The organism is Nocardioides sp. NBC_00163 (genome assembly GCF_045206295.1).
Lineage (GTDB): Bacteria > Actinomycetota > Actinomycetes > Propionibacteriales > Nocardioidaceae > Nocardioides.
This window is the reverse complement of sequence record NZ_CP108155.1, coordinates 5,344,850-5,366,205: the sequence shown is the minus strand read 5'-3', so window position 1 is coordinate 5,366,205 and position 21,356 is coordinate 5,344,850. Positions and strand designations below refer to the sequence as shown.

Below are 21,356 nucleotides of genomic sequence, written 5' to 3'. Positions count from 1 at the left end.
GCACCGACCCTCCAATGCAGATGGGCACACGAGGGGTCCGGCTACAGTGACGCTGACGTCGCGCCGGCGCCCAGCCGGCGCCGAGCCGAGGGGACCAGCGATCGACGTACGACAGCTCCGCTACTTCGCCGCCCTGGCCGATACCCTCCATTACGGTAAGGCGGCCGAGCGCCTGCAGGTATCCCAGTCCGCACTCTCGCAGACGATCCGGCAGCTCGAGACCGAGCTCGGCGTCACTCTGCTCAACCGGACCACGCGCCAGGTGCTGCTCACGCCGGCGGGAGAGTTCCTGCAGTCCGAGGCGCAGCAGATGCTGAGCCGCCTGGACGAGACGACCGACAGCGTGCGCCGCTTCTCCGCCGGCCAGAAGGGATTGCTCCGCCTCGGACTGACCGGGACGGCGGCCTTTGCCTACCTTCCCCAGATCGCGCGTACGCTGCGGCAGCGCCTGCCTGAGGTCGAACTCGCCGTCCACGCCGACATGCTCACCCCAGACCAGTGCGATGGCATCCGCGCCGGCAGCCTGGACATCGGCATCCTGCGTCCGCCCGTGGTCGGCGACGACATCGAGACCATCCCGTTCACCACCGAGCCGCTGCTCCTGGCCATGCCGGCCGACCACAGGCTCGCCGACCGGTCAACCATCTCGGTCGCAGACCTGCGCAACGAGCCATGGGTGACCTACAGCAGTCACTACTCAGCCCTCAACGAGACCGCGACTCGGATGTGCCGCGAGGCCGGGTTCACCCCGCGCCGCGAGCACGCCGGAGCCGGCACCTCGGTCCTCCTCGGTCTCGTCGCCGCAGGCCTGGGCGTCGCGCTGGTACCCGGCGGCGTGCGCGCCTTCCCAATGGAAGGCGTCGTTTTCCACGAGCTCGACGAAGCCGAGCCGCTTGAGCTCGTGCTGGCCTTCCGCGCAAGCGGCGCGAGCGCGGTCGCGAAGGTCGCGCTGCCTCTGCTCGCCGGTTTCTGAGGTACGCACCACCACCGTCTGCTCGCACCTGTCGTCGCACGCCACGCGACACCAGGCAGCCCTGCGCGTCCTGGAGAGACACGCGAATGGTTATTTATTAGCCAGACCCTTGTCAACAACGCCGATTATTCAGTAGCGTCACGCCTCAATCGCACGACGGCGTGCCGACGACTCATGACGGGGCCGCCTAGTTCGACCCCGGGAACGGCGGTGAGGCAAGTGAACGAAGCTCGGCGCAGACGCAGGTCCCAATGTGTGGCGGTCGCGATGCTGGCGACCATGACGTGGGGAGCGGGAGCCTGCGGCTCTTCCCCAGTCGCATCCAAGGATGAATCCGACAGCTCAGCGAACCACCCGTGGACCGGGCTCACCGGTCAAGCACGGGAGGACGCCCTCCTCGAGGCCGCCAAGAAGGAGGACGAGCTCATGGTCTACTCGGCCTTCAACGACGAGCAGGCGATGGCTGATGCGTTCATGAAGGAGTACGGCCTGGAGGTGGCTGTCTACAACGGCAACTCCGAGTCGGTCCTACAGCGAGTCGTCCAGGAGACGTCCGGCAACAAGCTCAACAACGACGTCATCGTGCTCCCGGCACCGGATCTGGAGTCGCTCAACGACAGCGGCATCCTGACCCCGTACGAGTCCGAGTATCGCGACGCGGTCTCGGTGCGCGGCAAGGGCGAGGACTGGACCGGCATCCGTCGACTGGCGTTCGTGGCCGGCTGGAACACCAAGAAGGTGTCGGAAGACGAGGTTCCCACCGACTACGCCGACCTCACCGACCCCATCTGGAAGGACCGGATGAGCATGGAGCTGGGCGACTACGACTGGTATGCCACCTTGGCCGACCACTACCGGGACCAAGGCATGTCGGAGGCCGAGGTCGACGACCTCTTCGAAGGTCTGGTGGCGAACTCCGAGGTGACCAAGGGCCACACGGCCCAGGGTGAGTTCCTGATCGCTGGCAAGTTCGACATCGCCCTCTCGCTCTACTCCCAGACCGTCGACCGCGCGAAGGAGGATGGCGCCCCGATCTCCTACGGTGACGCCACACCACGGATCGGCCCGGTCGTCGTTCGCTACGACGCCGGCGCGCTCATGAAGGGCGCCGAGAACCCGGCTTCCGCCACCTTGTACCTCGACTTCCAGCTCAACGAAGCAGGCTTCGAGGTCGACCGCGAGCTCGGCTCGCTCCCCCCGGTCCCCAGCGCGGACGACCCGATCGCCGGGGCGGACATTCTCGAGCAGGACGTCGCCGAGCTCGTCGAGCACCGCGAGGAGCTGGCCGACAAGTACGACAGCCTCGTCAACCACTGAGAGGGAAGACAACTGCATGTGCATCGAACCCGAAGGCGTCCCCCCGATGCTCCCGAAGGAGGAGCGAGGCCCCTCTGACCGGATCGATCCTCGCGAGCTCACCCCGTTGGGGCCTGTCTCGTGGGGGTACGCGGCGGTCCCGTCTGTACCCGCGACGGCCCCGCGGCCGATCCTCATCCAGTGCCACGAGCGCTACGGTGTCGTCCAGCACACCGTCGAACTGGCCGACAGGTTCGCCGACGCCGGGCTGGTCACGGTGGCTCCGGACTTCTACGCCGATGTAGAGCTCACCGGCGAGGAAGAGCGGCTCCCGGAGATCTCCGACGCAGCGGCACTTCGCCACATCGACGCGGCGATCACGTACGCCCGCACGCTCGAGGGCTGCAGCGACGACTCGCCCGTCGCGGTGATCGGCGTGTGCCGTACCGGAAGCTACGGTCTGGTAGCCGATGCCGAGCGGGACGACATCAACGCCGTCGTCATGCTCTACGGCGGGGCGCAGGCGCGCGAGTACGAGCTCGGCGACCTGCGCTCGGTGCCGTACGACAAGATGATCCGGGCCGGCACCTCGCCCGTTCTGGGTCTGTGGGGCGAGAAGGACCACACGATGTCGGTCGATGACGTGCGCGCTGTGCGCAACCTGATCGAGGACGCCGGCCGCAGCTACGACTTCGTGCTCTACCCCGACATGCCGCACGGGTGGCTCAACGACACCATGCCGGGCCGCTTCCGTGAGCAGGAGGCCACCGAGTCGTTCGAGACCATCACCCGCTGGCTGCACGAGCGGCTCAGTGGCACCGACGACAACCAGGTCATCTGGTCGTTCACCTCGGCGTACGCCACCGACTACGACTTCGCCAGCAACCCCCGACTGCACTGAGGGAGACACCTTCATGGACCGCCCCACCCAACCGATCACCTCCTACGATCCCGCCCGCACGGCGCTCGTCGTCTTCGACATGCTCGAGGCCTACCGCCCAGCGATCGAGGAAGCCGGATCGCACCTGACGACCGCCAAGCTGATCGCGGCGTGCCGCTCGGTCGGAACCCCGATCTTCTACGCCCGGGCCGACCACCGCATCGACGGCGCCGACTTCGCGCGGTCGATCGCCGACACCGACTCCTCCTTCACGCCCTGGGGACCGGAGAACCTGATCAAGCACAACCCACCCCACGACAGCGGCTCCCCCGAGTACCAGGTGCTCGCCGAGCTGGCGCCACAGCCCGGCGACTACGACGTGCCCAAGCATCGCTGGTCGGCCTTCCATGGCACGCACCTGGAGGTATCCCTCCGCAGTCGCGGGATCGAGCGGATCATGCTCGTCGGCGGCTCGGTCCATGTCGGCATCGCCTCCACGGCGTACGACGCCCGCGACATGGACTTCCAGGTCACTGTCGTCGAGGACTGCTGCAACGGTTTCCTCGAGCAGCGCGAGTTCTTCATGCGCAAGGTGTTCCCGCGCATGGTCAACGTACGCACCCTCGATCAGGTCGTCGAAGCGCTCGGCGCGTGAGCGACCGGACGACACCGGAGGGCGCGGTGATGAAGCGATGGACGCAGAACGTGCCCGAGCATGAGGCTGGCGCGCTCGGTGCCGGGCGACTCGGGCTCGGGCAGAGGTCGGCGCTGATCGTCGTCGACGTGACGTACGGGTTCACGGGGTCGGCGGGTCTGACCCTCGATGAGGCACGGCAGGAGTACTCCACCGCGGCTGGCCCCTCGGCGTGGGAGGCCATGCCGCACATCGCCCGGCTGATCGAGCTCGTACGCAGCAAGAGCATGCCCGTCGTCTACACCCGCTCGAGCGCGAACGACCAGGCCTTCGTCGGTCGAGCGACGAAGAAGCCCAGGACCGGCGCCAGGCTCGCGGACGGCTTCGGCGACTTTCCGGGCACGATCGCTCCCGAGACAGGCGACTGGGTGCTCGAGAAGACCAAGGCGAGTGCGTTCTTCCAGACGCCGCTCTCGGTCTTCCTCGTGCGCGAGAAGGTCGAGTCGGTCATCGTCTGCGGCGTATCGACCTCCGGGTGTGTCCGGGCAACGGCCGTCGACTCGTGCTCGAACGGCTTCAGCACCTTCGTCGTCGACGACGCGTGCTTCGACCGGTCCTGGTTCGCGCACTGCAACAACCTCTTCGACATGGCCACCAAGTACGCCGACGTGCTGTCGGTCGACGAGCTCGAGAAGAAATGGAGTTGAGGATGAAGCACCAGGTTCTCGCGGGAACGGCCGGAACGTTCGCTCTCGCACTACTCGTGACCGGATGTGGCGGCAGCCCCGTCGCTGGCAGCGCGCCGGAGGCGAACGCGGACGCGACGGCTGTCTACGACAGGATCAACAGCCTCAGCGGCCAGGAACGCGAGGCGGAGCTGACCGAGCTCGCCGAGGAGGAGGGCCAGCTGACCGTATACACCTCGAACACCGACATGGAGGCGATCATCGCGGGCTTCGAGGAGGAGTACGACATCGATGTCGAGCTCACTCGCGGCAACTCCGAGACGGTGCTGCAGAAGCTCCTCACCGAAGGGAGCGCGGGCAAGCTCAAGGTCGACTTCGTCGACAACAACGCCAACGAGCTCAACATCATGGCCGACCAGGGCTTCCTCTACGACTACGAGAGCGAGTACCGCGATGCCGTCCGTCAGGACGGCCAGATGGACGGCTGGACCTCCCACTACTTCAACGCGTTCGTCGTCGGCTGGAACACCGACAAGGTCGAGGCCACAGACCTGCCGAAGGAGATCAAGGACTTCGCCGACCCGAAGTGGAAGGGCCTCATCTCGCTCGAGCTCAGCGACATCGACTGGTACGCCGCCGTCTCTACCTACTACCTCGACCGGGGCATGAGCGAGCAGGAGGTCGACAGGATGTGGGCCGGCATCGCGGCCAACGCCTCGGTCGAGAAGGGGCACAGCACGATGGGTGACATGCTCTCGGCCGGCAAGCTCGACATCGCCCTCTCGATCTACCAGCACACCGTCGACGGCGCCTCCGCCGACAACGGTGCCCCGGTGGCGTGGAACCCCGACGGTCAGCACGTGGAGCCCGTCGTGGTCCGTCCCAACGGCGCCGGCCTCATGTCGGCGGCCGAGCACCCTGCGGCCGCCATGCTGTTCATGGACTACGTGCTCAGCGAGGGGCAGCAGACCATCGCCGACGTCCACCGGATCCCGACCGTGGAGGGAGTTCCCTCACCGATCGACGAGGTCGAGACGATCGGCGTCCCGGAGGAGGAGATGACCGGCGACCGGTACGAGTACTGGGACGACAAGTACCGCGACCTGGTCGGTGGTTGATGCCGCCCGCCGACGCGAGCGCCGGGTTCGAGGAGTCAGCTGGTCCCGAATGCCTTCTCTACATGGGAGGGGTCGATCAAGCCATCAAGGTCCACGTCCTCGACCCCCTCGACGGACCCATCCAGGAACTCCACCGATAGTTCCAGCTGCTCCGGCGAAGCGAGTGGAGCCTCCTGGATGACCTCGGAGGTGTAGTAGTTCCATGCGTCATCCAGTGCCGCCTGATCGTCCTCACCGAGGTAGTCGCCGAGGATCCGAGTGGCGCCCTTCTGGTTGCCCTGTACGAAGTCCGTGCCCTGCTTCAAGGCAGCGAAGAACTGGTCCAACACCTCCGGGTGTTCCTCGTTGTAGGAGGTCAGTGCGACGTAGCTGACGTTCATGTACGGGATGTCCTCCTTGGCCAGGTCCACCAGACGGTGCAGACCCGCGTTCTTGAACTGCAAGCTCGCCGGCGGATGCGTCGCGGCCGCGTCGATGGCCCCGCTCAGCAGTGCGTTGTTGACGTTGGACACGTTGCCCAAGGGCACCAGGTCGACGTCCGACGGTTCCAAGCCGGCAGCCTTGATCGCCTCGACCGTGCCGACGTACTGCGAACCGCTCTTCGAGGTGTAGCCGACCTTCTTGCCCTTCAGCTCTACACCGGTGGCCACGTCCGCATACAGCTCGAAGGGCAGCACAGGTGTGGCCGCGCCGAGGATCTTGACGTCGTTTCCCGCCGCAGCGGCCGAGACGACCTGAGTGCCACCGATGGCGGCCATGTCGACCTGGCCGGACAGCAACGCCGGGAAGCCCTTCTCACTGTCCAGGTTGACGAGCTCGACCTCGAGGCCATGCGCCTCGAAAAAGCCTTGCTCCTTCGCGGCCCACAGCGGCAGGTTGTCGGCCACCTTCTCGCTGTAGCTCACCTTGATAGTGGTGAGGCCGTCCGCCGACTCGTCGCCGCCGCAGGCGGTGAGTGTGGCTGAGGCGACCGCGATCAGGGCCGCTGCGACGACACCTCGCTTCATCCAGGTTCCTTGGTTCATCTGTCTCTCCTTGTCGTGGGGTTGGACGGTCAGTGGCTGGCGGGGCGCCAGGATGCGAAGTGCGCCTCCACACGGCGCAGGAGCGCCGTAAGCGCCACGCCGGTGATCGCGAAGACGAAGAGGCCGACGAAGATCTTCGACGACTGGTACTGCTGGGCAGCGGTGTTCATCATCATCCCGACGCCGTGTTGGGCACCGCTCAGCTCGGCGACGTAGACGCCGATGAGCGCCTGGCCAACCGCGAGCCGTAGGCCGCCCGCGATGAAGGGGACGGTGCCCGGCAGCGCGACGGTGCGGAAGAGCTGGAGGTCGCTGGCGCCGAAGCACTGGGCCACCCGCACGACGCCCTGCTCGAGGGCGTGCATGCCCTGCGCCGTGTTGATGAGGATCGGGAAGACCGACATCAGGAACACGATGATGACCTTCGGTGTGATGCCGAACCCGAAGAAGACGATGATGAGCGGTGTCATGGCGATGCGCGGCGTCGCGTAGAGGAACGTGATGAACGGCGACAGTGCCCAGTCGACCGGCCGATACCAGCCGATCAGCAGTCCCAGCGGCAGCCCGACGAGCACGGCGAAGAAGAGTCCGATCACCAGCTCTTGGAAGCTGGCCCCCATGTCCGCCCAGAAGGACGCCTGCTGGAACATGGAGACGCCCTCGTCGAGCACGTCGAATGGCCCTGGGAGTACGCCACGTGGCTTGATCTCCAGCAGCACGACCACCTGCCAGGCGACGAGCGCGGTGAGTACCGCTGCGGTTCCCACGAGGAACTTCGGCGACAGCCACGGCCTGCGCGCTGGCCTTCCGCCGGCCGGGGTGCTCGCCTGTGGTGGCGATTTCACCGTGGTCGTCGTGCTCATGATCGGGCTCCTTCCTTGGCGGCGTACAGCACGTCGGCGATCTCGTCGTGCAGGTCGGCGAACTCCCTCGTACGCCTGATGCCCTGCGCCCGAGGGCGCTCCCAGGGCACCGTGATCTCCTGGACGATGCGGCCGGGTCGAGGGCTGAAGACGGCGACCCGGTCGGCGAGAAAGGCCGCCTCGGAGATGTCGTGCGTGACAAACAGCGCGGTGACGTCCCGGGCCGCGCACACCCGCAGCAGCTCGGCCTGGAGAATCTCGCGGGTCTGTGCATCGATGGCCGCGAACGGCTCATCGAGCAGCAGGATCTCCGGGTCGACGGCGAGCGCACGGGCCAGGTTGACCCGTGCCTGCATGCCGCCGGAGAGCTGGCTCGGAAAGGAGCTCGCCGCGTCGGTGAGCCCGACCAGCTCGATCAGCTCCATGCCGCGCTCGCGGGCCTCTGTCTTCGACCAGGCCTTCGAAATCTCGAGCCCGTAGGTGACGTTCGCGAGCACGGATCGCCAGGGCAGCAGGTTGGGCTGCTGGAAGACCATCGCCCGGTCGGGGCCTGGCCCCGGGATGACGCGCCCATCGAGGGTCAACTCTCCCCCACTGGTCGGGACGAAGCCCGCGACTGCGTTCAGCACCGTCGTCTTGCCGCAGCCAGAGGGACCGACGAGGCACACGAAGTCGCCGCGACTGATCTCGAGGTCGACGGAATCTACGGCCGTGACGACCTCGTCCGTGCCCGGTTTCGCATACTGAATGAGCAGGTCACGTGCAAGCAGGTGACTGGCGGTTGCTTCCAAGGCGCTGCCTTTCTGGTGGGGGTGGGGCGATCTCAGATGACGAAGGACTCGGTCGCCTCGGGCGCAAACAGCTCATCGGCGGTCCGAGGCCGGGAGGAGAGTCCCTGATCGTGGTGGTAGCGACAGAAGACATCGAGGACGTGCCGGTTCGCCTCCAGGCCGTAGGACCAGTAGTCCTGGCCGAGCAGCCCGCGTGCCTCCTCGAGGTGAGGCATCAGCCAGGGCTCCATGAACCGCAGCGCGGAGGCGTCATAGATCCGGTCGTACGCCTGGTTCTTGGCGATGTCGAGCGCCTTGGTCAGCGACTGGGCGACCCACGGGTACCGCTCATAGACCTCGCGCCGGACCGCCACCACGTGCATGATCGGGAAGATCCCGGTGCTGGCGTAGTAGTCCTTCTCCGCGGACACCATGTCCGGGAAGAGCCGGCGGACGCGGCCGTCGCCGCGCCCGAACGAGCTCGGGATCCGGGGACCGTAGAACGCGTCGATCTCGCCGGCGTGGAGCATCTCGTTGAGCGTGCGGCCAGCCGGGATCGGGGTCACCTCGAAGCGGGTGCTGATCGCGCCCTTCTCGATCCGGCCTGGTGCCTCCTGACCGCCGGTGAGATAGGTGACCGAGTCCAGCGGGACGTCGTACTCGTCGGCCAGGATTCCGCGGATCCAGACGTTCGCCGTCAGCTGGAACTCGGCGTTGCCGACCTTCTTGCCGCGCAGGTCCGAGGGTTTCTCGATACCGGACTCGGCGTTGACGAAGATCCCACCGTGACGGAACTGCCGCGAGGTGAAGACCGGCAGCGCCACGAACGGGACCGGGTCGCGATCCAGGGTCGCCAGGTAGGTCGACAGCGACATCTCAGCGACGTCGAACTCCTGGTGTCGTGCCATCCGGAAGAAGGTCTCCTCGACCGGCAGACGAAGGTACGTCAGGTCGATGCCGTCCGCGCGGACGGACCCATCCTCGAGGGCCCGGGTGCGGTCGTAGTCGCCGCAGGCGAAGGAGAGATGGAGGTTCCCCATCAGCGCCCCATCGCGGTCAGGCGCTGGTCCAGGCGCGGGTAGACCCGGCGCGCATTCGCCTCATAGATCTTGGTGAGCTCCTCCCGCTTCAGGCCGGAGGCTTCGACGTACTGCAGGGTGTCGTCCCACTCCAAGCCGGTCTCCGGGTCGGCACCACGTACGGCGCCCAGCATCTCGGCGGCGAACAGGATGTTGTCCGCGGGGATCACCCGGGTGAGCAGGTCGATGCCGGGTTGGTGGTAGACGGCGGTGTCGAAGAAGACGTTGTCGAGGAGCTCGGCTGGGTCCTGCCAGCCGTAGCGCATCGCAAGACCGCGGTAGCGGCCCCAGTGGTAGGGCACCGCTCCCCCACCGTGCGGGATCACGAATCTGAGCCCGGGGAACCGCTCGAACAGGTCCGACTGGAGCAGCTGCACGAAGACGCTCGTGTCAGCGTTGAGGTAGTGGGCGCCGAGGGTGTGGAAGTTGGGGTTGCAGGCGCTGGAGACGTGGACCATCGCCGGGACATCCAGCTCCTCGAGGGTCTCGTAGACCGGGAACCAGTAGGGGTCGGTCATCGGGACACCGGCCCAGGTGCCGGACGGGTCCGGGTTGAGGTTGACCCCAACGAACCCGAGCTCGGTGACCACTCGATGGATCTCCTTGACCACCCGGCCGAGCGATCCCTCCGGCGTCTGCGGCAGCTGCGCGACGGGGGCAAAGTTGTCCGGGAAGAGCTGGGTCACCCGGTGGACCAGGTCGTTGCAGGTGCGCGCCCAGTGGACCGCGACATCGCGGTCGGTGACGTGGTGCTCCATACCGGAGGCCTTCGGCGAGAACAGCATGAAGTCGGCGCCGCGCTCGCGCAGGACCTTGAGCTGGTTGTGCTCGATGCTCTCGCGGATCTGGTCGTCGCTGATCTGTGCCGGGTACGGCACGGGCGCCGAGGCGTCGGCGAGCCTGGCGAGCTGTCCGTCGCGGAAGTCCTGGTGCTCTCGCGGCGTGGTCGTGTAGTGGCCGTGGACGTCTATGATCATGCCTGCTGCTCCTTAACCCAGTCCTCGTAGTCGACGTAGCGGGTGCCCGCCTTCTCGACCATCGGACGCATGTTGTTGACGTCGAGCGCGATCTCACCTGCCTGGTAGCGGGCCCGCGCCTTCGACTCCTTCTCCTCGCGGGCGGACGACGCGGCGAGCACGGCCGCGGCCCGCAGTCGCGGGACGGCGACGACCCCGTCGTCATCGGCGACGATCACGTCGCCGGGGTTGACGATGCGACCGGCGATGCTGATCGGCACGTTGACGTCGCCGACGGTGCCCTTGCCGGTGCCTTCGGCCGAGACCGCCTTCGACCAGACCGGGAAGTCCATCTCGTTGAGGTCGGCGACATCGCGTACGCCCGCCTCGATCACCAGGCCGCGTACGCCGCGGGCCTTGAGCGAGGTGGCGAGCAGGTCGCCGAAGTAGCCCATGTCGCATGGCGCGGTCGGCGCGACGACGAGAACATCGCCCTCGGCGCACTGCTCGACTGCGACGCCGATGGTGGTGTTGTCGCCGGGCGCGACGGTGACCGTGACCGCGTTTCCGGCAATGCGTACGCCGTGCTGGATCGGGGTCAGGTGCGACCCGAGCAGGCCGATGCGATTCTGTGCCTCGTGGACGGTGGCGACCCCGTACGCAGCCAGCGCATCCACCGTCTCGCGGTCTGCGCGCGGAGGGTTGGTGACGACGACGGGCATCAGCGCACCGCCCCGCCGGCCTGGCCGATCATGTCGGGCATCATCGAGACGTGGATCGCATCTTCGTCGGTCTCCCCCGCGAGCACGCGGATGGCGTGGTCGACCTGGTCGATGCCGTAGCGATGCGTGGCCAGCTTCTCCAATGGGTAGCGGTGCGAAGCGAGTTGGGCGACCGCCAGCTCGCAGGCGTTGAAGGAGTGGCCACGGGCGGACTTGATCGTGATCGACTTCTCGGTGACCTTCTTGACCGGGAAGTCGGGGAAAGCGGCGAGTTCACCCTGAATGAGCAGGGTGCCCTCTCGGCGCTTGAGAACATCGACGCCCAGCAGCACCGGGGCCGTGCCGGCGCGGGAGGTGCAGTCGAGGACGAAGTCGACACCGCGGCCGTCGGTCAGGTCCATGACCTTCTCGCGCGGGTCCTCCGTGAGGACGTCGACGACCGCGTCGGCGCCGAGTTCCTTCGCGAGCTCGAAGCGCTTCGCATCGCGCGTGGTGCCCGAGACGATCACCTGGGCGGCACCGGCGGTCTTGGCGGCGACCAACTGGGCGAGCCCCTGCTGGCCGGGGCCCTGGATCAGGACGGTGTCGTTGTAACCGACCCCAGCGGTGAGCAGCGCCCACTCGATACCGTTGGACAGCGGCATCACCAGGCCGGCCTCCTCGGCCGTGATGGAATCCGGGATCTTGTGCATCACCGAGTTCCAGGGCAGGTACATGTACTCCGCGAAGCCGCCCCACAGGGCACCCTCGAAGCCGGTGGAGGTGTAGCCGAAGCGACGGGCGTCGGGGTTGGTGCGCCAGTCGGTCGCCTCGCAGTGGCGGTACTCACCGATCCGGCACCACTCGCAGCTGAAGCAGGCCACGTAGTGCTCCAGGAAGATGCGGTCGCCGATCTCGACGTCGTGGCGGCGCAGGAAGTTCTCGCCGGCCTCGGCGATGACCCCGACGTTCTCGTGGCCCATGATCACCTCGCCCTTGGTGGCGGGGGTGGTCGGCGGGCTGGAGTAGAGCTTCACGTCGGTGCCGCAGATGCCTGCGACCTCGACCCGGAGCAGGGCCGAGTCGGCATCGATCCGGGGCCTGTCGAACTCGCGCATCTCGGTCGTGCCGGGTGCGGTGCGGACTGCCGCGAGCACCTTGTCGGTCATGGACTCTCCCTCGTGAACTGGCATTGGCAGAATGGTATGACCAACACTATCATTCAAATGTGAGAGGGGTCACCCGCTGCTCCTCTCCCCCCCGTCTCACGTCAGGAGAGCCGATGCCGGAGCTGAAGACCCTCACCCGCGCCCAGGGCGCAAACCAGGCGCTGATCTCACACGAGGTCGAACCGGACGGCTGGACACTGTCGTTCGCCGACGAGCCCGTCCTCGTCAAGGGCTTCCGCAAGATGGTGCGCGACGACGAGTACGACGTCGCCGAGCTCGCCGTGACGACCTATCTGACGGCCAAGGAGCATGGTGCGAAGTTCACCGCGCTGCCGATCTTCATCGTCCGTGACTTCCACCACGGCAAGACCCAGGTGCTCGCGGACGGGCCCGTCAGGACCACCGCCGATCTGGCTGGCAAGCGCGTCGGCGTGAACCGCGGCTACACCGTCACCGCAGGCGTCTGGGCCCGAGCGGCCCTCGCCGACGCCGGCCTCGACCTGTCCTCGGTCACCTGGGTTCTCTCCGGCGACGAGCACGTGGCGACGTACGTTCCGCCGGCCAATGTCGAGGCCGCTCCCGTGGACCGCACCCTGGAGGAGATGCTGCTCTCCGGCGAGCTCGACGCGGTCGTCAACGCGGGCATCGAGAACGACACCGTCGTCTCCCTCCTACCGGAGAGCGCCGCCTGGGACTCGCTGAAGGAGACCGGTTTCGTGCCGGTCAACCATCTCGTCGTGGTCCGTGACGAGCTGCTCGAGGCGAACCCAGGCCTGGCGACGGCGATCTTCGAGGCCTTCGCCGAGGCCAAACGCAGGTACGTCGCGCGACTCCAGGACGGGCTCGCGGAGACGAAGCAGGACCGCAGCTTCCTGAGGTTCACCGAGGTCACCGGCCAGGTCGACCCGCTGCCCTACGGGGTCGAGGCCAACCGCGCCGTCCTGGAGAAGCTCATGGAGAACGCGATCGCGCAGGGGATCCTGACCAGGCCGCTCGCGCTCGAGGACGTGTTCGCCGCCGAGACCCTCGGGCTTGAGGGATGACCCCGCGACGACTGGCGGTCGCCGCCGACCACAACGGCGTCGCGCTCAAGGCTCTCGTCGTCGAGCGCCTGTCGGCGGCCGGGCACCAGCTGACCGACCACGGCGCCGACGCCGCGGCCGGCGAGGTGCACTACCCGCCGCTGTGTGCCGCCGTGTGCGACGACATCCTCACGGGACGCGCCGACGGCGGGATCATCATCGGCGGCAGCGGCTCTGGCGAGTCGATCGCCTGCAACCGGCGTCCCGGCATCCGCGCGGGCATCGCCTGGTCCCGCTGGGCCACCGAGATCTCCCGCGGCAACAACGACGCCAACGTCATGATCGTCCCAGCCAAGGCACTCGACGACACTGCCGCGCTCGAGCTGGTCGAGATCTGGCTGCGCACGCCCTTCAAGCGCGGCGTGCATGCCGAGCGGCTGGCTCAGATCGAGGCGCACGGGACCGGGCGTTGAGCGATCACGACGGCCCGGCCCGTGGGCACCTCCAAGGTGCAGGCCTGCTCGTCGGTCAGCCCCTCGACCAGCCGCCGCAGCATCCGGATGGTGTTGCCGTGCGAGACGACGAGCACGGTGCAGCCCGCGGCGACCTGCGGCAACAGGATGCTGACCACGTACGGCTCCAGCCGGGCGCGTACGTCGGCGAGGCTCTCGGCCCGACCCTCGGCATCGCGCGGCGGCCGGCCATCGATGCCGCGTCGCCAGCGAGCGACCGGCCCGGCGCCGTAGCGCGCGACCGCGTCGGCGCGGCGCATCCCCTGGAGCGCCCCGTAGTGCCGCTCGTTGAGCAACTCGGTCCGCAGGGCACCCACGTCCGGACCACCGCAGCTCTCCAGCACGAGGTCGGCGGTGTCGACCGCGCGAGCCAGCCGGGAGGTGTGCACCATGTCCGGGACCAGACCATCGGCGAGGAGCAGTCGGCCGGCCGTACGCGCCTCGTCGCGCCCGGTCGCGGTGAGCCCGACATCGACCCAGCCAGCAAACCGGTCCGCGGCGTTCCACTCGCTCTCGCCGTGGCGCAGCACGACGAGGGTCAATGCCGGTCCAAGAAGGCCAGGATGCGCGCCGGTGCGGTCTCCGGAGTCTGCTCGACGACCGGGACGTCCCAGTAGTCGTGCACCGGCAGGCACTCCTCGAGGTAGCGCGCCGCCGAGGGAGCGTGTGAGACGTCCTGTCCCGGCACGATCAGGGCCGGTACCTCGAGGGCCATCAGGTCCTCGGCCTCGACCCCGGGCACGGTGTCCCGGTCGAAGAGCCCGCGAACGGTGGCGGTCACGATCAGGTCGTAGCGCACCGGATCGATCGTGGCGTACTCCTTCGCGAACGCCTCGTCGGTGCGCAGCGGCGCCGCCCACGGCCCCACGCGCGGGTCCTTGCTGAAGCCCGCGGTCGTCGAGCGCGCCAGGTCGACGACCGCGGGCAGGCCGTGCTCGGCGACGTAGGCGAGGTGCTGGACGAAACGGCGGTGCTGCGCCTGGCGGTAACGCGGCCCACCGGCCGGGGAGAAGAGCACCATGCTCCGCACCCGGTCGGGAGCCGCGACCGCGAGCGCGGCAGCGGTGGAGCAGCCCACACAACCGCCCATGGTGTGCGCCTGCTCGATCCCGAGGTGATCGAGCAGGCCGAGCGCCTGGGTCACGTAGACCGGCCAGTCGAGCCGTTCCACGCGGCCGCTCGACTGCCCCGACTCCCGACGGTCGAAGACCACACAGGTGTAGCGGTGCTTGAACGCGTCGACGAACCCGAGGTCGCGGTAGCGGCCGAAGTGGGTCCAGTTGTCGAGGCTCGAGTCGAACCCGCCCGGGCTGAACATCAGGATCGGCGGGCCGTCACCGACGGTCTCGTAGCGGGTCCTGATGCCGTCGATGTCGACGTACGGCATGCTCTGCTCCTGGTTCTCAGCTGGACGGTGGCACCGGGACGCCGCCGCGGATCTGGCGAGCAGCACGGACGTCGGAGGCGTACTCGGTCAGTGCGTCGTACGCCGTCCTGGCCACGTTGGCGTAGGTGTCCGGCTCGGAGTCGAGCCACTTCTCGTGGTAGCCGATGGCAGCGGTCGCCATCCGGATCCGGCCGTCCAGCCAGGGTCCACCGCCGAAGCCACCGAGCACCGGTACGTCCACAGCGGCCACCACGGCCGGCCCGACCACGGGGCCGGAGTTGGTGAAGTTGAGCAGCGAGGCGCCGGCACGGACGAGCCGCTTGGCATCGACGACCATCTCGGCCTGCATCTCCTCGGGGATCGCGCCTGTTGCGGCGCCGGTATAGGCGACGCCATAGCGAAGAGCGGTCTGCGGGGTGATGCCGAACTGGGCGAAGACCGGGATCCCGGCACGCACGATCGCCTCGACCGCCTCCGGGTAGTCGGCCGCACCGTCGAGCTTGACCAGGTCGACGCCGGTCTCCTTGACCAGTCTGATCGCTGCCCTCACCGCAGCGCCGGTGCCTTCCTGGAGAGGACCGTAGGGGAAGTCGACGCTCACCAGAGCGCGCGTGACACCTCGGCGCACGGCCTTCGCCACGACGATCATCTCCTCGAGCGTGACCTCGAGCGGGTTGTCGTGACCCCAGAGGTTGGCGCCGACGGTATCGCCGACCGAGATGATGTCGGCGCCTGCCCTGTCGGCGATCCGGGCCATCTGGTAGTCCCAGGCGACGACGCAGACACTCTTCTCGCCTGCTCGCTTCATCTCCTGCAGTCGCTGCAGCGTGACCTTCTCGATGCTCATGCGCGCGTCGCCCTCAGCAGCTCGACCAGGTCGTCCTCGTCGGCGGGCACCAGCAGGATCCGGGCGTACGGCCGTAGCGTGAGCAGGGCTTCGCTGCTCAGCCTGCCCGGCGTGATGACCAGGCCGGCCGTCATGATGCCGCGAACCTTGCAAGCCGCACCGATGGTGGCGGCCGCCTCCGAGTTCTCACCCGCGGTGGAGACCAGCACGACGGTGTTGCTCTGCTCGAGCTCGCCGGCGAGCGGGACCGTCTCACCAGCCATGGTGATCAGATCGTGTCCGGGGTCGTGCGCGACATAGAAACGAGCCTGCCCCCAGTCCTCTTCCGAGGCCGCGCGGACGATCATCTCTGCGGCCTCGTCCAGGGCGACCACACGGGTGTTGCGTGCCGCCGCTAGCGGGTAGTCGATGCGGTATCGGGCTTCCTCCGTCGTCGTCGCACGAGCGGAGCTGCTGATCGGCACAGGCGTTGACACAGACACAGCTCCTACTCAGACCGTGGTCTGCGGAACGCCCGGCTTGGCGACCATCGCCTCGCCGATACCTTCGACGAAGGGCTGATCCTTGGGCAACACGATGGCAACCGAACGCACCTTCTGGTCCTCTGGGCGGTTGCCGATGGGCTCGACCCCCTCGGCCAGAGCCAGAGCGGCCTTGCGGAGCTTCTGACGGGCCTTGATGATGCCGGCGTCCGTTGCGACGAGTCGTTCCTTGGTCCGGTCGACAACCGGCCCCATCGACTCCTGCAAGGAGGAGTCCTGCAGCGCGATGCCGTGGATCCCGGAGTACGTCTCACCGCGGCGCTGGGCCTCGCGGTCCATCAGATAGTCGTTGTCCTTGTTGGCAAGCGGGCGGTAGGCATCGTCGTTGGCGCTGTGGACACCCTTGCCTGCGCGCATCGCCTCGACCTCGGTGTCAGTGAGCTCGCGGGTGGGGTGGTAGTCGAAGCTCCATGCCCAGCAGTTGTCGTCGTCGATCGGCACCCAGAAGTGGCCGTGCATCGGATGGTCGGCGCGCGGCGGGACCATGGTGAAGTTGGGCAGCACCCACGGCGTCACGCGCCAGTAGTAGTGGCCCTCCTCCGCGTTGCGGCGGGCACCGATGAGCAGGCCGCCCTCGTAGTCGACGACCTCGAAGAACGGCTTGAGGTCACCGGCGTTGTACTCGTTGCCCTTGGATCCCTTGAACAGCGGGTCGGTATTGAGGTTGCCCGAGTGCAGGAAGGTGACGTGGCTGGAGTCGATGCCGCCCTCGAGTGCCTGCAGCCAGTTGCACTCCTGCAGACGCTTGGACGTGAAGTTCTGCTTCTCGGAAACCGTGTAGGCCTCCCACTCGGGAAGCGGCGGCTGGTTGGCCGGGTCACCCATGTAGGTCCACAGCACGTCACCGAGCTTGACCAGCGGGTAGCCCTTGAGCTTGACGTTCTCACAGAAGTTGCTGGTGGCCGGTTCGCTCGGAACCTCGATCGCCTGGCCCGTGTAGTCGTACTTCCAACCGTGGTAGGGGCAACGCAGGCCACCCTCCTCGTTGCGGCCGAACCACAGGCTCACACCGCGGTGGGCGCAGAACTCGTCCATCAGGCCGTAGTTGCCGTCACTGTCGCGGATGGCGATCAGCCGCTCGGAGAGAATCTTGACCCGGACCGGCGGGCAGTCGTTGTCGGGCAGCTCCTCGGCGAGGAGCACGGGCTGCCAATAGCGACGGAACAGGTCGCCCATCTTCGTCCCCGGGCCGGTCTGCGTCAGCAGATCGTTGATCTCTTTCCTGAGCACCACATCGTCCTTTCGCTTGTGGCCGTTGCCACATCAAGATAATTATCAGACCATTAATCCATTAGGCAAGGCCTAGTACTGCGAGGGAGGAACATCGACCACGAGCCCATCCAGCTCGGCCGTCATCTCGATCTGGCAACCCAGGCGGCTTCCAGGCCGTCGGTCCTCGACACCGAGGTCGAGGAGGTCGTCCTCGAGGTCGCCGGGAGCGCCGACCGCATCAAGGAACTCCTCGCGCACCCAGACATGACAGGTCGCGCACGAGTTGTTGCCGCCGCACTCCCCGACGATCCCGGGGACCCCGTTACGGACAGCCGAGGCCATGACGTTGTCCCCGAGCGCAGCATCCACAGCGCGCTCGACACCGGATTCGTCGACGTAGACAACCTTGGGCACTTCAACTCCTCAATTCGAATGACTAATGGCCTTACCAATATACCATCGTCAAGCGAGTGCCACTAGACCCAACTCGATCGCCGTCATGCCGCGGGTCGGCGAGAGCACGTGAAAGCGCTCGGCCGCCCACGGGGCCCAGGGAAGCGCTGGAGAGGGCGCGCGAGGACGCGCCAGCGGCATCGACGAGCGCGGTCGAAGCCGAGATCGACCGCGCGGCAACTCCCGATGCTCCGGGCGCGTGATCGAATCAGAAAGGCCGTCTGATCTGCTTCTCAGCAGGTCAGACGGCCTTTTCGAGGTGGTGCGTGATACTGGGTTCGAACCAGTGACCCCCTCGGTGTGAACGAGGTGCGCTACCACTGCGCCAATCACGCGTTGCGGGTGAAACATTAGCGCATCCGCTCACCGGACCCACATTCGGGCCATGCCGGACGTAGGCTCCCGGCCATCGGCAGGACACGTGGATGCAACCGAAGGAGCGAAGATGCTCGCGTACGAACGGACCGGCAGCGGGGAGCCGCTGCTCCTGATCCATGGCATCGCGCACCGCAGGCAGGCGTGGGGCGGGGTGGTGGAGCGGCTGGCCGAGGAGTTCGAGGTGATCACGATCGATCTGCCGGGGCACGGTGAGTCGCCGGCGTTCGATCTGGCGGGGCGTACGGTGCGGGAGGCGGTGGCCCACGAGCTGAACGAGCTCCGAAGGGAGCTCGGGATCGAGCGGCCGCACGTCGCCGGCAACAGCCTCGGCGGGCTGCTCGCGCTGGAGATGGCCGATGCCGGGCACGCGCGGTCGGTGACGGCGCTCTCCCCCGCCGGGTTCTGGATGAACGGCCTCGACTACCTCTACGTCAGGGGCCTGTTCGCCGGGATCCAGGCGGTCGCGCGGCCGCTGGCGCCGGTGGCGGGGTCGCTGCTGCAGTCGAGGGTGGCGCGTACGGTCACGATGGGCTGCTTCTTCGCCCACCCGGAGCGGCTCGACCCTTCCGTGGCGGCCGCCGATACAGCCAACATGGTCGCCTCGCGCGCGGGGATCAAGACGTTCTTCGGCGGTGTCTACCGCTACAGCTACCCGGGGCCGACACAGACCGATGTCCCCACCACGATCGCCTGGGCGTCGCGCGACCTCACCCTGCTCCCCTACCAGGCGAAGGTGGCCGCGCGGCAGCTTCCGCACGCGACCCACCGGTGGCTTGCGGGTTGCGGCCACGTACCGATGAACGATGACCCCGACCTGGTGGCCGAGGTCATCCGCGAGACTGCCCGGACGCAGCCGCGCGACGAGCAGGTCGCCTAGCCCGTCTAGCCGCGAGCGGCGAGGATCCCGCGCGGGTCGAAGGCGACCCGGATCTCCGTGATCAGCCCATCCTCGACGCGCATCCAGTTGGCGGTGGGGGCGGGCTCGGCGACGGTGGTGTGCAGGTCGAACCAGGTGATCACGCTCGGCCCGTCGGCGAGCCGCTCCTTCACCTCGATCTTGTCGAGCACCTGGGCCATGCCCTCCAGTCCGGCGACGCATTCGTCGGCGCCCTCGATCGTGGCGAGGGGGCCGGCGAAGCTCACGTCGTCGGCGAGCAGCGCACGCAGACGGGTGAAGTCACGCTCTTGCCAGTCGGTGAAGTACGCCTCGGCGAGCTCGGCAGCGGATGCGGTCATCGGATCTCCTCAGGTCGATGGGGCTTTCACCTCCCAGCCTGTCCCGAAGCCAGCAAACACTCAAACAGATAGTTCTGCTGCTTGCTAGCATCAACGGTGATGGAAATCGGACAGCTCCGCTACTTCGTCGCCGTCGTCGACCACGGCTCGTTCACGGCCGCGGCCCAGCGCCTCCACGTCAGCCAGTCGGGCATCAGCGCCCAGCTGGCCAAGCTCGAGCGCGAGCTCGGCCATGACCTGCTCGTCCGGGGTCCCCGCAACGTACGTCTCACCCACGCCGGCGAGACGCTCCTCCCCCGCGCCCGCGAGGCGATCCGGGCGATCGAGGGTGTGCGGCAGAGCGCCGACGAGCTGAGCGACCTGATCCACGGCCAGGTACGCCTCGGGATGATCTCCGGCTGCACGATCCCTGGCTTCCTGGACGCCGTCGCCACCTTCCACCGGGAGCATCCCGGGGTCAGCGTCGAGCTCGTCGAGGACACCTCCGACCGCCTCCAGCGGCGTACGCTGGCCGGCGAGCTCGACCTCGGCCTGATCTCCCACGCGGGACCCGTCATCGACGGCCTGGCCACCGAGTCCGTCAGCGACGAGCGGCTCGCGGTGATCACGCCGCCCGGCCACCGCCTCGCCGGCGCCCGGCCGAGGCTCGCCGACCTCCACGAGGAGACGGTGCTCTGCATCCCGCCGGGCACGGGCGTACGCACGGCTCTGGAGCAGTCGTGCGCGCGGGCGGGTGTGGAGTCGAAGGTCGACCTGTCCGGGTCCAACCCGGAGACGCTGCTCGGGCTGACCGCCCGCGGACTGGGAGTCTGCGTGCTGGCCGAGTCGATGGCGGCCGGGACCGATCTGGTCGCGACGCCGATCGTCGACGCGGAAGTGAGGGCCGGGCTCGCGCTCGTGGTCCGCGACGGTGACCAGCAGCGCGCGACCCGGCGGCTCTACGACCTGCTTCAGGCAGCGCTCACCTGAGGATGGCGCAGCCCGGGATGATCCTCGGGCAGCGAGCGCCGCAGGACGACCCAGCTCACCAGCAGGCACAGCGCGACCAGGGGCCAGCTGAGCGCGACCCGGGCGATCGCCAAGGCGACCACGTCGCCCGACCACCACAGCGGGCCGAAGACGGCGACCCGGATGACGTACTGACACACCCAGACCCAGCTCGCCAGCGCATAGCCCCGCAGCAGGGCGGGGTCGCGACGCCAGGCGCCGCGCTGGCGCAGCACCAGACCGACAACCACGCCGAGCAGCGGCCAGCGGAACGCGATGCTGACCACCCACACCAGGGCGCTGGCCGCGTTGGCGGCGAGCTGGACCACGAAGAAGTCCTCCGCCCGGCCCGTACGCAGCGCGATCATCGCCGCGACCGCGACGCCCGCCACGCCCAGCAACACCGCGCGTGGCTTCCGACCCTTGCGCCACTGCCAGATGGCCACGATCGCGGCCACCGCGACCGCCACCACGGTCGCGATCCACAGCTCTCCGCTGACCAGCCAGCCGGCCGCGAACGCGACCGGCGGGACGGTGGCGTCGATCGCGCCGCGCGCGCCTCCGAGGAGGTCTGCGAGGGTCTCGGCGTCTTCGTTGCGGCGGTCGGTGGTCATCACGCGAGTAAGGCTA

At 67.9% G+C, this 21,356-nt stretch carries 25 protein-coding genes and 1 tRNA gene; 10 read left to right on the top strand and 16 right to left on the bottom strand.

The features are described 5' to 3' along the window. The first annotated feature begins 46 nt into the window (after nt 1-46). The 6 genes from OG801_RS25730 (at nt 47) to OG801_RS25705 (ending at nt 5,587) form a co-directional block, all read left to right on the top strand. A complete protein-coding gene (locus OG801_RS25730) occupies nt 47-973 on the top strand; it encodes a LysR family transcriptional regulator (protein ID WP_355018408.1) in 927 nt (308 codons plus the stop codon). A 279-nt stretch (nt 974-1,252) separates the two neighbouring features. After that, complete coding sequence (locus tag OG801_RS25725) at nt 1,253-2,290, top strand: ABC transporter substrate-binding protein (RefSeq protein WP_406031897.1); 1,038 nt, start codon at nt 1,253-1,255, stop codon at nt 2,288-2,290. A gap of 46 nt (nt 2,291-2,336) precedes the next feature. After that, nucleotides 2,337-3,170, top strand: coding sequence for a dienelactone hydrolase family protein (locus OG801_RS25720; protein ID WP_406031896.1), 834 nt, complete (start codon nt 2,337-2,339; stop codon nt 3,168-3,170). 13 nt (nt 3,171-3,183) lie between these two features. Beyond that, nucleotides 3,184-3,804: a cysteine hydrolase family protein gene (locus OG801_RS25715; RefSeq protein ID WP_406031895.1), complete on the top strand. Its 621-nt coding sequence runs from the start codon at nt 3,184-3,186 to the stop codon at nt 3,802-3,804. Then, nucleotides 3,801-4,490: an isochorismatase family protein gene (locus OG801_RS25710; RefSeq protein WP_406031894.1), complete on the top strand. Its 690-nt coding sequence runs from the start codon at nt 3,801-3,803 to the stop codon at nt 4,488-4,490. The genes OG801_RS25715 and OG801_RS25710 overlap by 4 nt, the downstream gene beginning before the upstream one ends. Nucleotides 4,491-4,492: 2 nt before the next feature. Beyond that, nucleotides 4,493-5,587, top strand: coding sequence for an ABC transporter substrate-binding protein (locus tag OG801_RS25705; RefSeq protein WP_406031893.1), 1,095 nt, complete (start codon nt 4,493-4,495; stop codon nt 5,585-5,587). A 35-nt stretch (nt 5,588-5,622) separates the two neighbouring features. On the opposite strand, the gene OG801_RS25700 is transcribed toward OG801_RS25705, so the two are convergent. From OG801_RS25700 to OG801_RS25670, 7 genes are read right to left on the bottom strand one after another with little or no spacing between them, the layout of a single operon-like run. After that, a complete protein-coding gene (locus OG801_RS25700; RefSeq protein ID WP_406031892.1) occupies nt 5,623-6,612 on the bottom strand; it encodes an ABC transporter substrate-binding protein in 990 nt (329 codons plus the stop codon). Nucleotides 6,613-6,641: 29 nt separating this feature from the next. Next, nucleotides 6,642-7,475, bottom strand: coding sequence for an ABC transporter permease (locus OG801_RS25695; RefSeq protein WP_378678219.1), 834 nt, complete (start codon nt 7,473-7,475; stop codon nt 6,642-6,644). Then, nucleotides 7,472-8,266: an ABC transporter ATP-binding protein gene (locus tag OG801_RS25690; protein WP_355018400.1), complete on the bottom strand. Its 795-nt coding sequence runs from the start codon at nt 8,264-8,266 to the stop codon at nt 7,472-7,474. The genes OG801_RS25695 and OG801_RS25690 overlap by 4 nt, the downstream gene beginning before the upstream one ends. 32 nt (nt 8,267-8,298) lie before the next feature. Then, a complete protein-coding gene (locus OG801_RS25685; RefSeq protein ID WP_406031891.1) occupies nt 8,299-9,285 on the bottom strand; it encodes an ABC transporter substrate-binding protein in 987 nt (328 codons plus the stop codon). Further along, nucleotides 9,285-10,301: an amidohydrolase family protein gene (locus OG801_RS25680; protein WP_406031890.1), complete on the bottom strand. Its 1,017-nt coding sequence runs from the start codon at nt 10,299-10,301 to the stop codon at nt 9,285-9,287. The genes OG801_RS25685 and OG801_RS25680 overlap by 1 nt, the downstream gene beginning before the upstream one ends. Beyond that, nucleotides 10,298-11,002: a 4-carboxy-4-hydroxy-2-oxoadipate aldolase/oxaloacetate decarboxylase gene (locus tag OG801_RS25675; RefSeq protein ID WP_406031889.1), complete on the bottom strand. Its 705-nt coding sequence runs from the start codon at nt 11,000-11,002 to the stop codon at nt 10,298-10,300. The genes OG801_RS25680 and OG801_RS25675 overlap by 4 nt, the downstream gene beginning before the upstream one ends. Next, complete coding sequence (locus tag OG801_RS25670) at nt 11,002-12,150, bottom strand: zinc-binding dehydrogenase (protein WP_406031888.1); 1,149 nt, start codon at nt 12,148-12,150, stop codon at nt 11,002-11,004. Before OG801_RS25670 ends, OG801_RS25675 begins: the two co-directional genes overlap by 1 nt. Before the next feature lie 113 nt (nt 12,151-12,263). Here OG801_RS25670 and OG801_RS25665 point away from each other — a divergent pair, with 113 nt between their 5' ends. Both OG801_RS25665 and OG801_RS25660 read left to right on the top strand, forming a co-directional pair. After that, nucleotides 12,264-13,193 (top strand): ABC transporter substrate-binding protein, encoded by a 930-nt coding sequence (locus tag OG801_RS25665; RefSeq protein ID WP_406031887.1) that lies wholly within the window; start codon nt 12,264-12,266, stop codon nt 13,191-13,193. Then, a complete protein-coding gene (locus OG801_RS25660; protein WP_406031886.1) occupies nt 13,190-13,645 on the top strand; it encodes an RpiB/LacA/LacB family sugar-phosphate isomerase in 456 nt (151 codons plus the stop codon). The genes OG801_RS25665 and OG801_RS25660 overlap by 4 nt, the downstream gene beginning before the upstream one ends. On the opposite strand, the gene OG801_RS25655 is transcribed toward OG801_RS25660, so the two are convergent. The 7 genes from OG801_RS25655 to OG801_RS25625 all read right to left on the bottom strand — a co-directional run bounded on the left by OG801_RS25655 (nt 13,615) and on the right by OG801_RS25625 (nt 18,460). After that, nucleotides 13,615-14,226 carry a 2,3-bisphosphoglycerate-dependent phosphoglycerate mutase gene (locus OG801_RS25655; protein ID WP_406031885.1) on the bottom strand — a complete coding sequence of 204 codons (612 nt, stop codon included), beginning with the start codon at nt 14,224-14,226 and terminating at the stop codon, nt 13,615-13,617. The two genes, OG801_RS25660 and OG801_RS25655, sit on opposite strands and share 31 nt — an antisense overlap. Beyond that, nucleotides 14,223-15,071 (bottom strand): alpha/beta fold hydrolase, encoded by an 849-nt coding sequence (locus OG801_RS25650; protein ID WP_406031884.1) that lies wholly within the window; start codon nt 15,069-15,071, stop codon nt 14,223-14,225. Before OG801_RS25650 ends, OG801_RS25655 begins: the two co-directional genes overlap by 4 nt. A 16-nt stretch (nt 15,072-15,087) precedes the next feature. After that, nucleotides 15,088-15,918, bottom strand: a complete 831-nt coding sequence (locus tag OG801_RS25645; protein WP_406031883.1) for a 3-methyl-2-oxobutanoate hydroxymethyltransferase — start codon at nt 15,916-15,918, stop codon at nt 15,088-15,090. After that, nucleotides 15,915-16,394, bottom strand: a complete 480-nt coding sequence (locus OG801_RS25640; protein ID WP_406031882.1) for a hypothetical protein — start codon at nt 16,392-16,394, stop codon at nt 15,915-15,917. Before OG801_RS25640 ends, OG801_RS25645 begins: the two co-directional genes overlap by 4 nt. A 15-nt stretch (nt 16,395-16,409) precedes the next feature. Then, nucleotides 16,410-17,690 carry a Rieske 2Fe-2S domain-containing protein gene (locus tag OG801_RS25635; RefSeq protein WP_406031881.1) on the bottom strand — a complete coding sequence of 427 codons (1,281 nt, stop codon included), beginning with the start codon at nt 17,688-17,690 and terminating at the stop codon, nt 16,410-16,412. Nucleotides 17,691-17,762: 72 nt separating this feature from the next. Then, complete coding sequence (locus tag OG801_RS25630; protein ID WP_355018388.1) at nt 17,763-18,086, bottom strand: 2Fe-2S iron-sulfur cluster-binding protein; 324 nt, start codon at nt 18,084-18,086, stop codon at nt 17,763-17,765. Between the two features lie 299 nt (nt 18,087-18,385). Beyond that, nucleotides 18,386-18,460 (bottom strand) — tRNA-Val (locus OG801_RS25625). 110 nt (nt 18,461-18,570) lie between these two features. Here OG801_RS25625 and OG801_RS25620 point away from each other — a divergent pair. Then, complete coding sequence (locus tag OG801_RS25620) at nt 18,571-19,380, top strand: alpha/beta fold hydrolase (protein WP_406031880.1); 810 nt, start codon at nt 18,571-18,573, stop codon at nt 19,378-19,380. Between the two features lie 5 nt (nt 19,381-19,385). Here the strand turns inward: OG801_RS25620 and OG801_RS25615 are convergent, their stop codons facing one another. Further along, entirely contained in the window at nt 19,386-19,739 is a 354-nt protein-coding gene (locus tag OG801_RS25615; RefSeq protein ID WP_406031879.1) for a nuclear transport factor 2 family protein, read from the bottom strand. 99 nt (nt 19,740-19,838) lie between these two features. Here OG801_RS25615 and OG801_RS25610 point away from each other — a divergent pair, with 99 nt between their 5' ends. After that, nucleotides 19,839-20,708 (top strand): LysR family transcriptional regulator, encoded by an 870-nt coding sequence (locus OG801_RS25610; RefSeq protein ID WP_406031878.1) that lies wholly within the window; start codon nt 19,839-19,841, stop codon nt 20,706-20,708. Here the strand turns inward: OG801_RS25610 and OG801_RS25605 are convergent. After that, nucleotides 20,690-21,340, bottom strand: a complete 651-nt coding sequence (locus tag OG801_RS25605) for a DUF3159 domain-containing protein (protein WP_406036305.1) — start codon at nt 21,338-21,340, stop codon at nt 20,690-20,692. The genes OG801_RS25610 and OG801_RS25605 overlap by 19 nt on opposite strands. Nucleotides 21,341-21,356 lie beyond the last annotated feature (16 nt).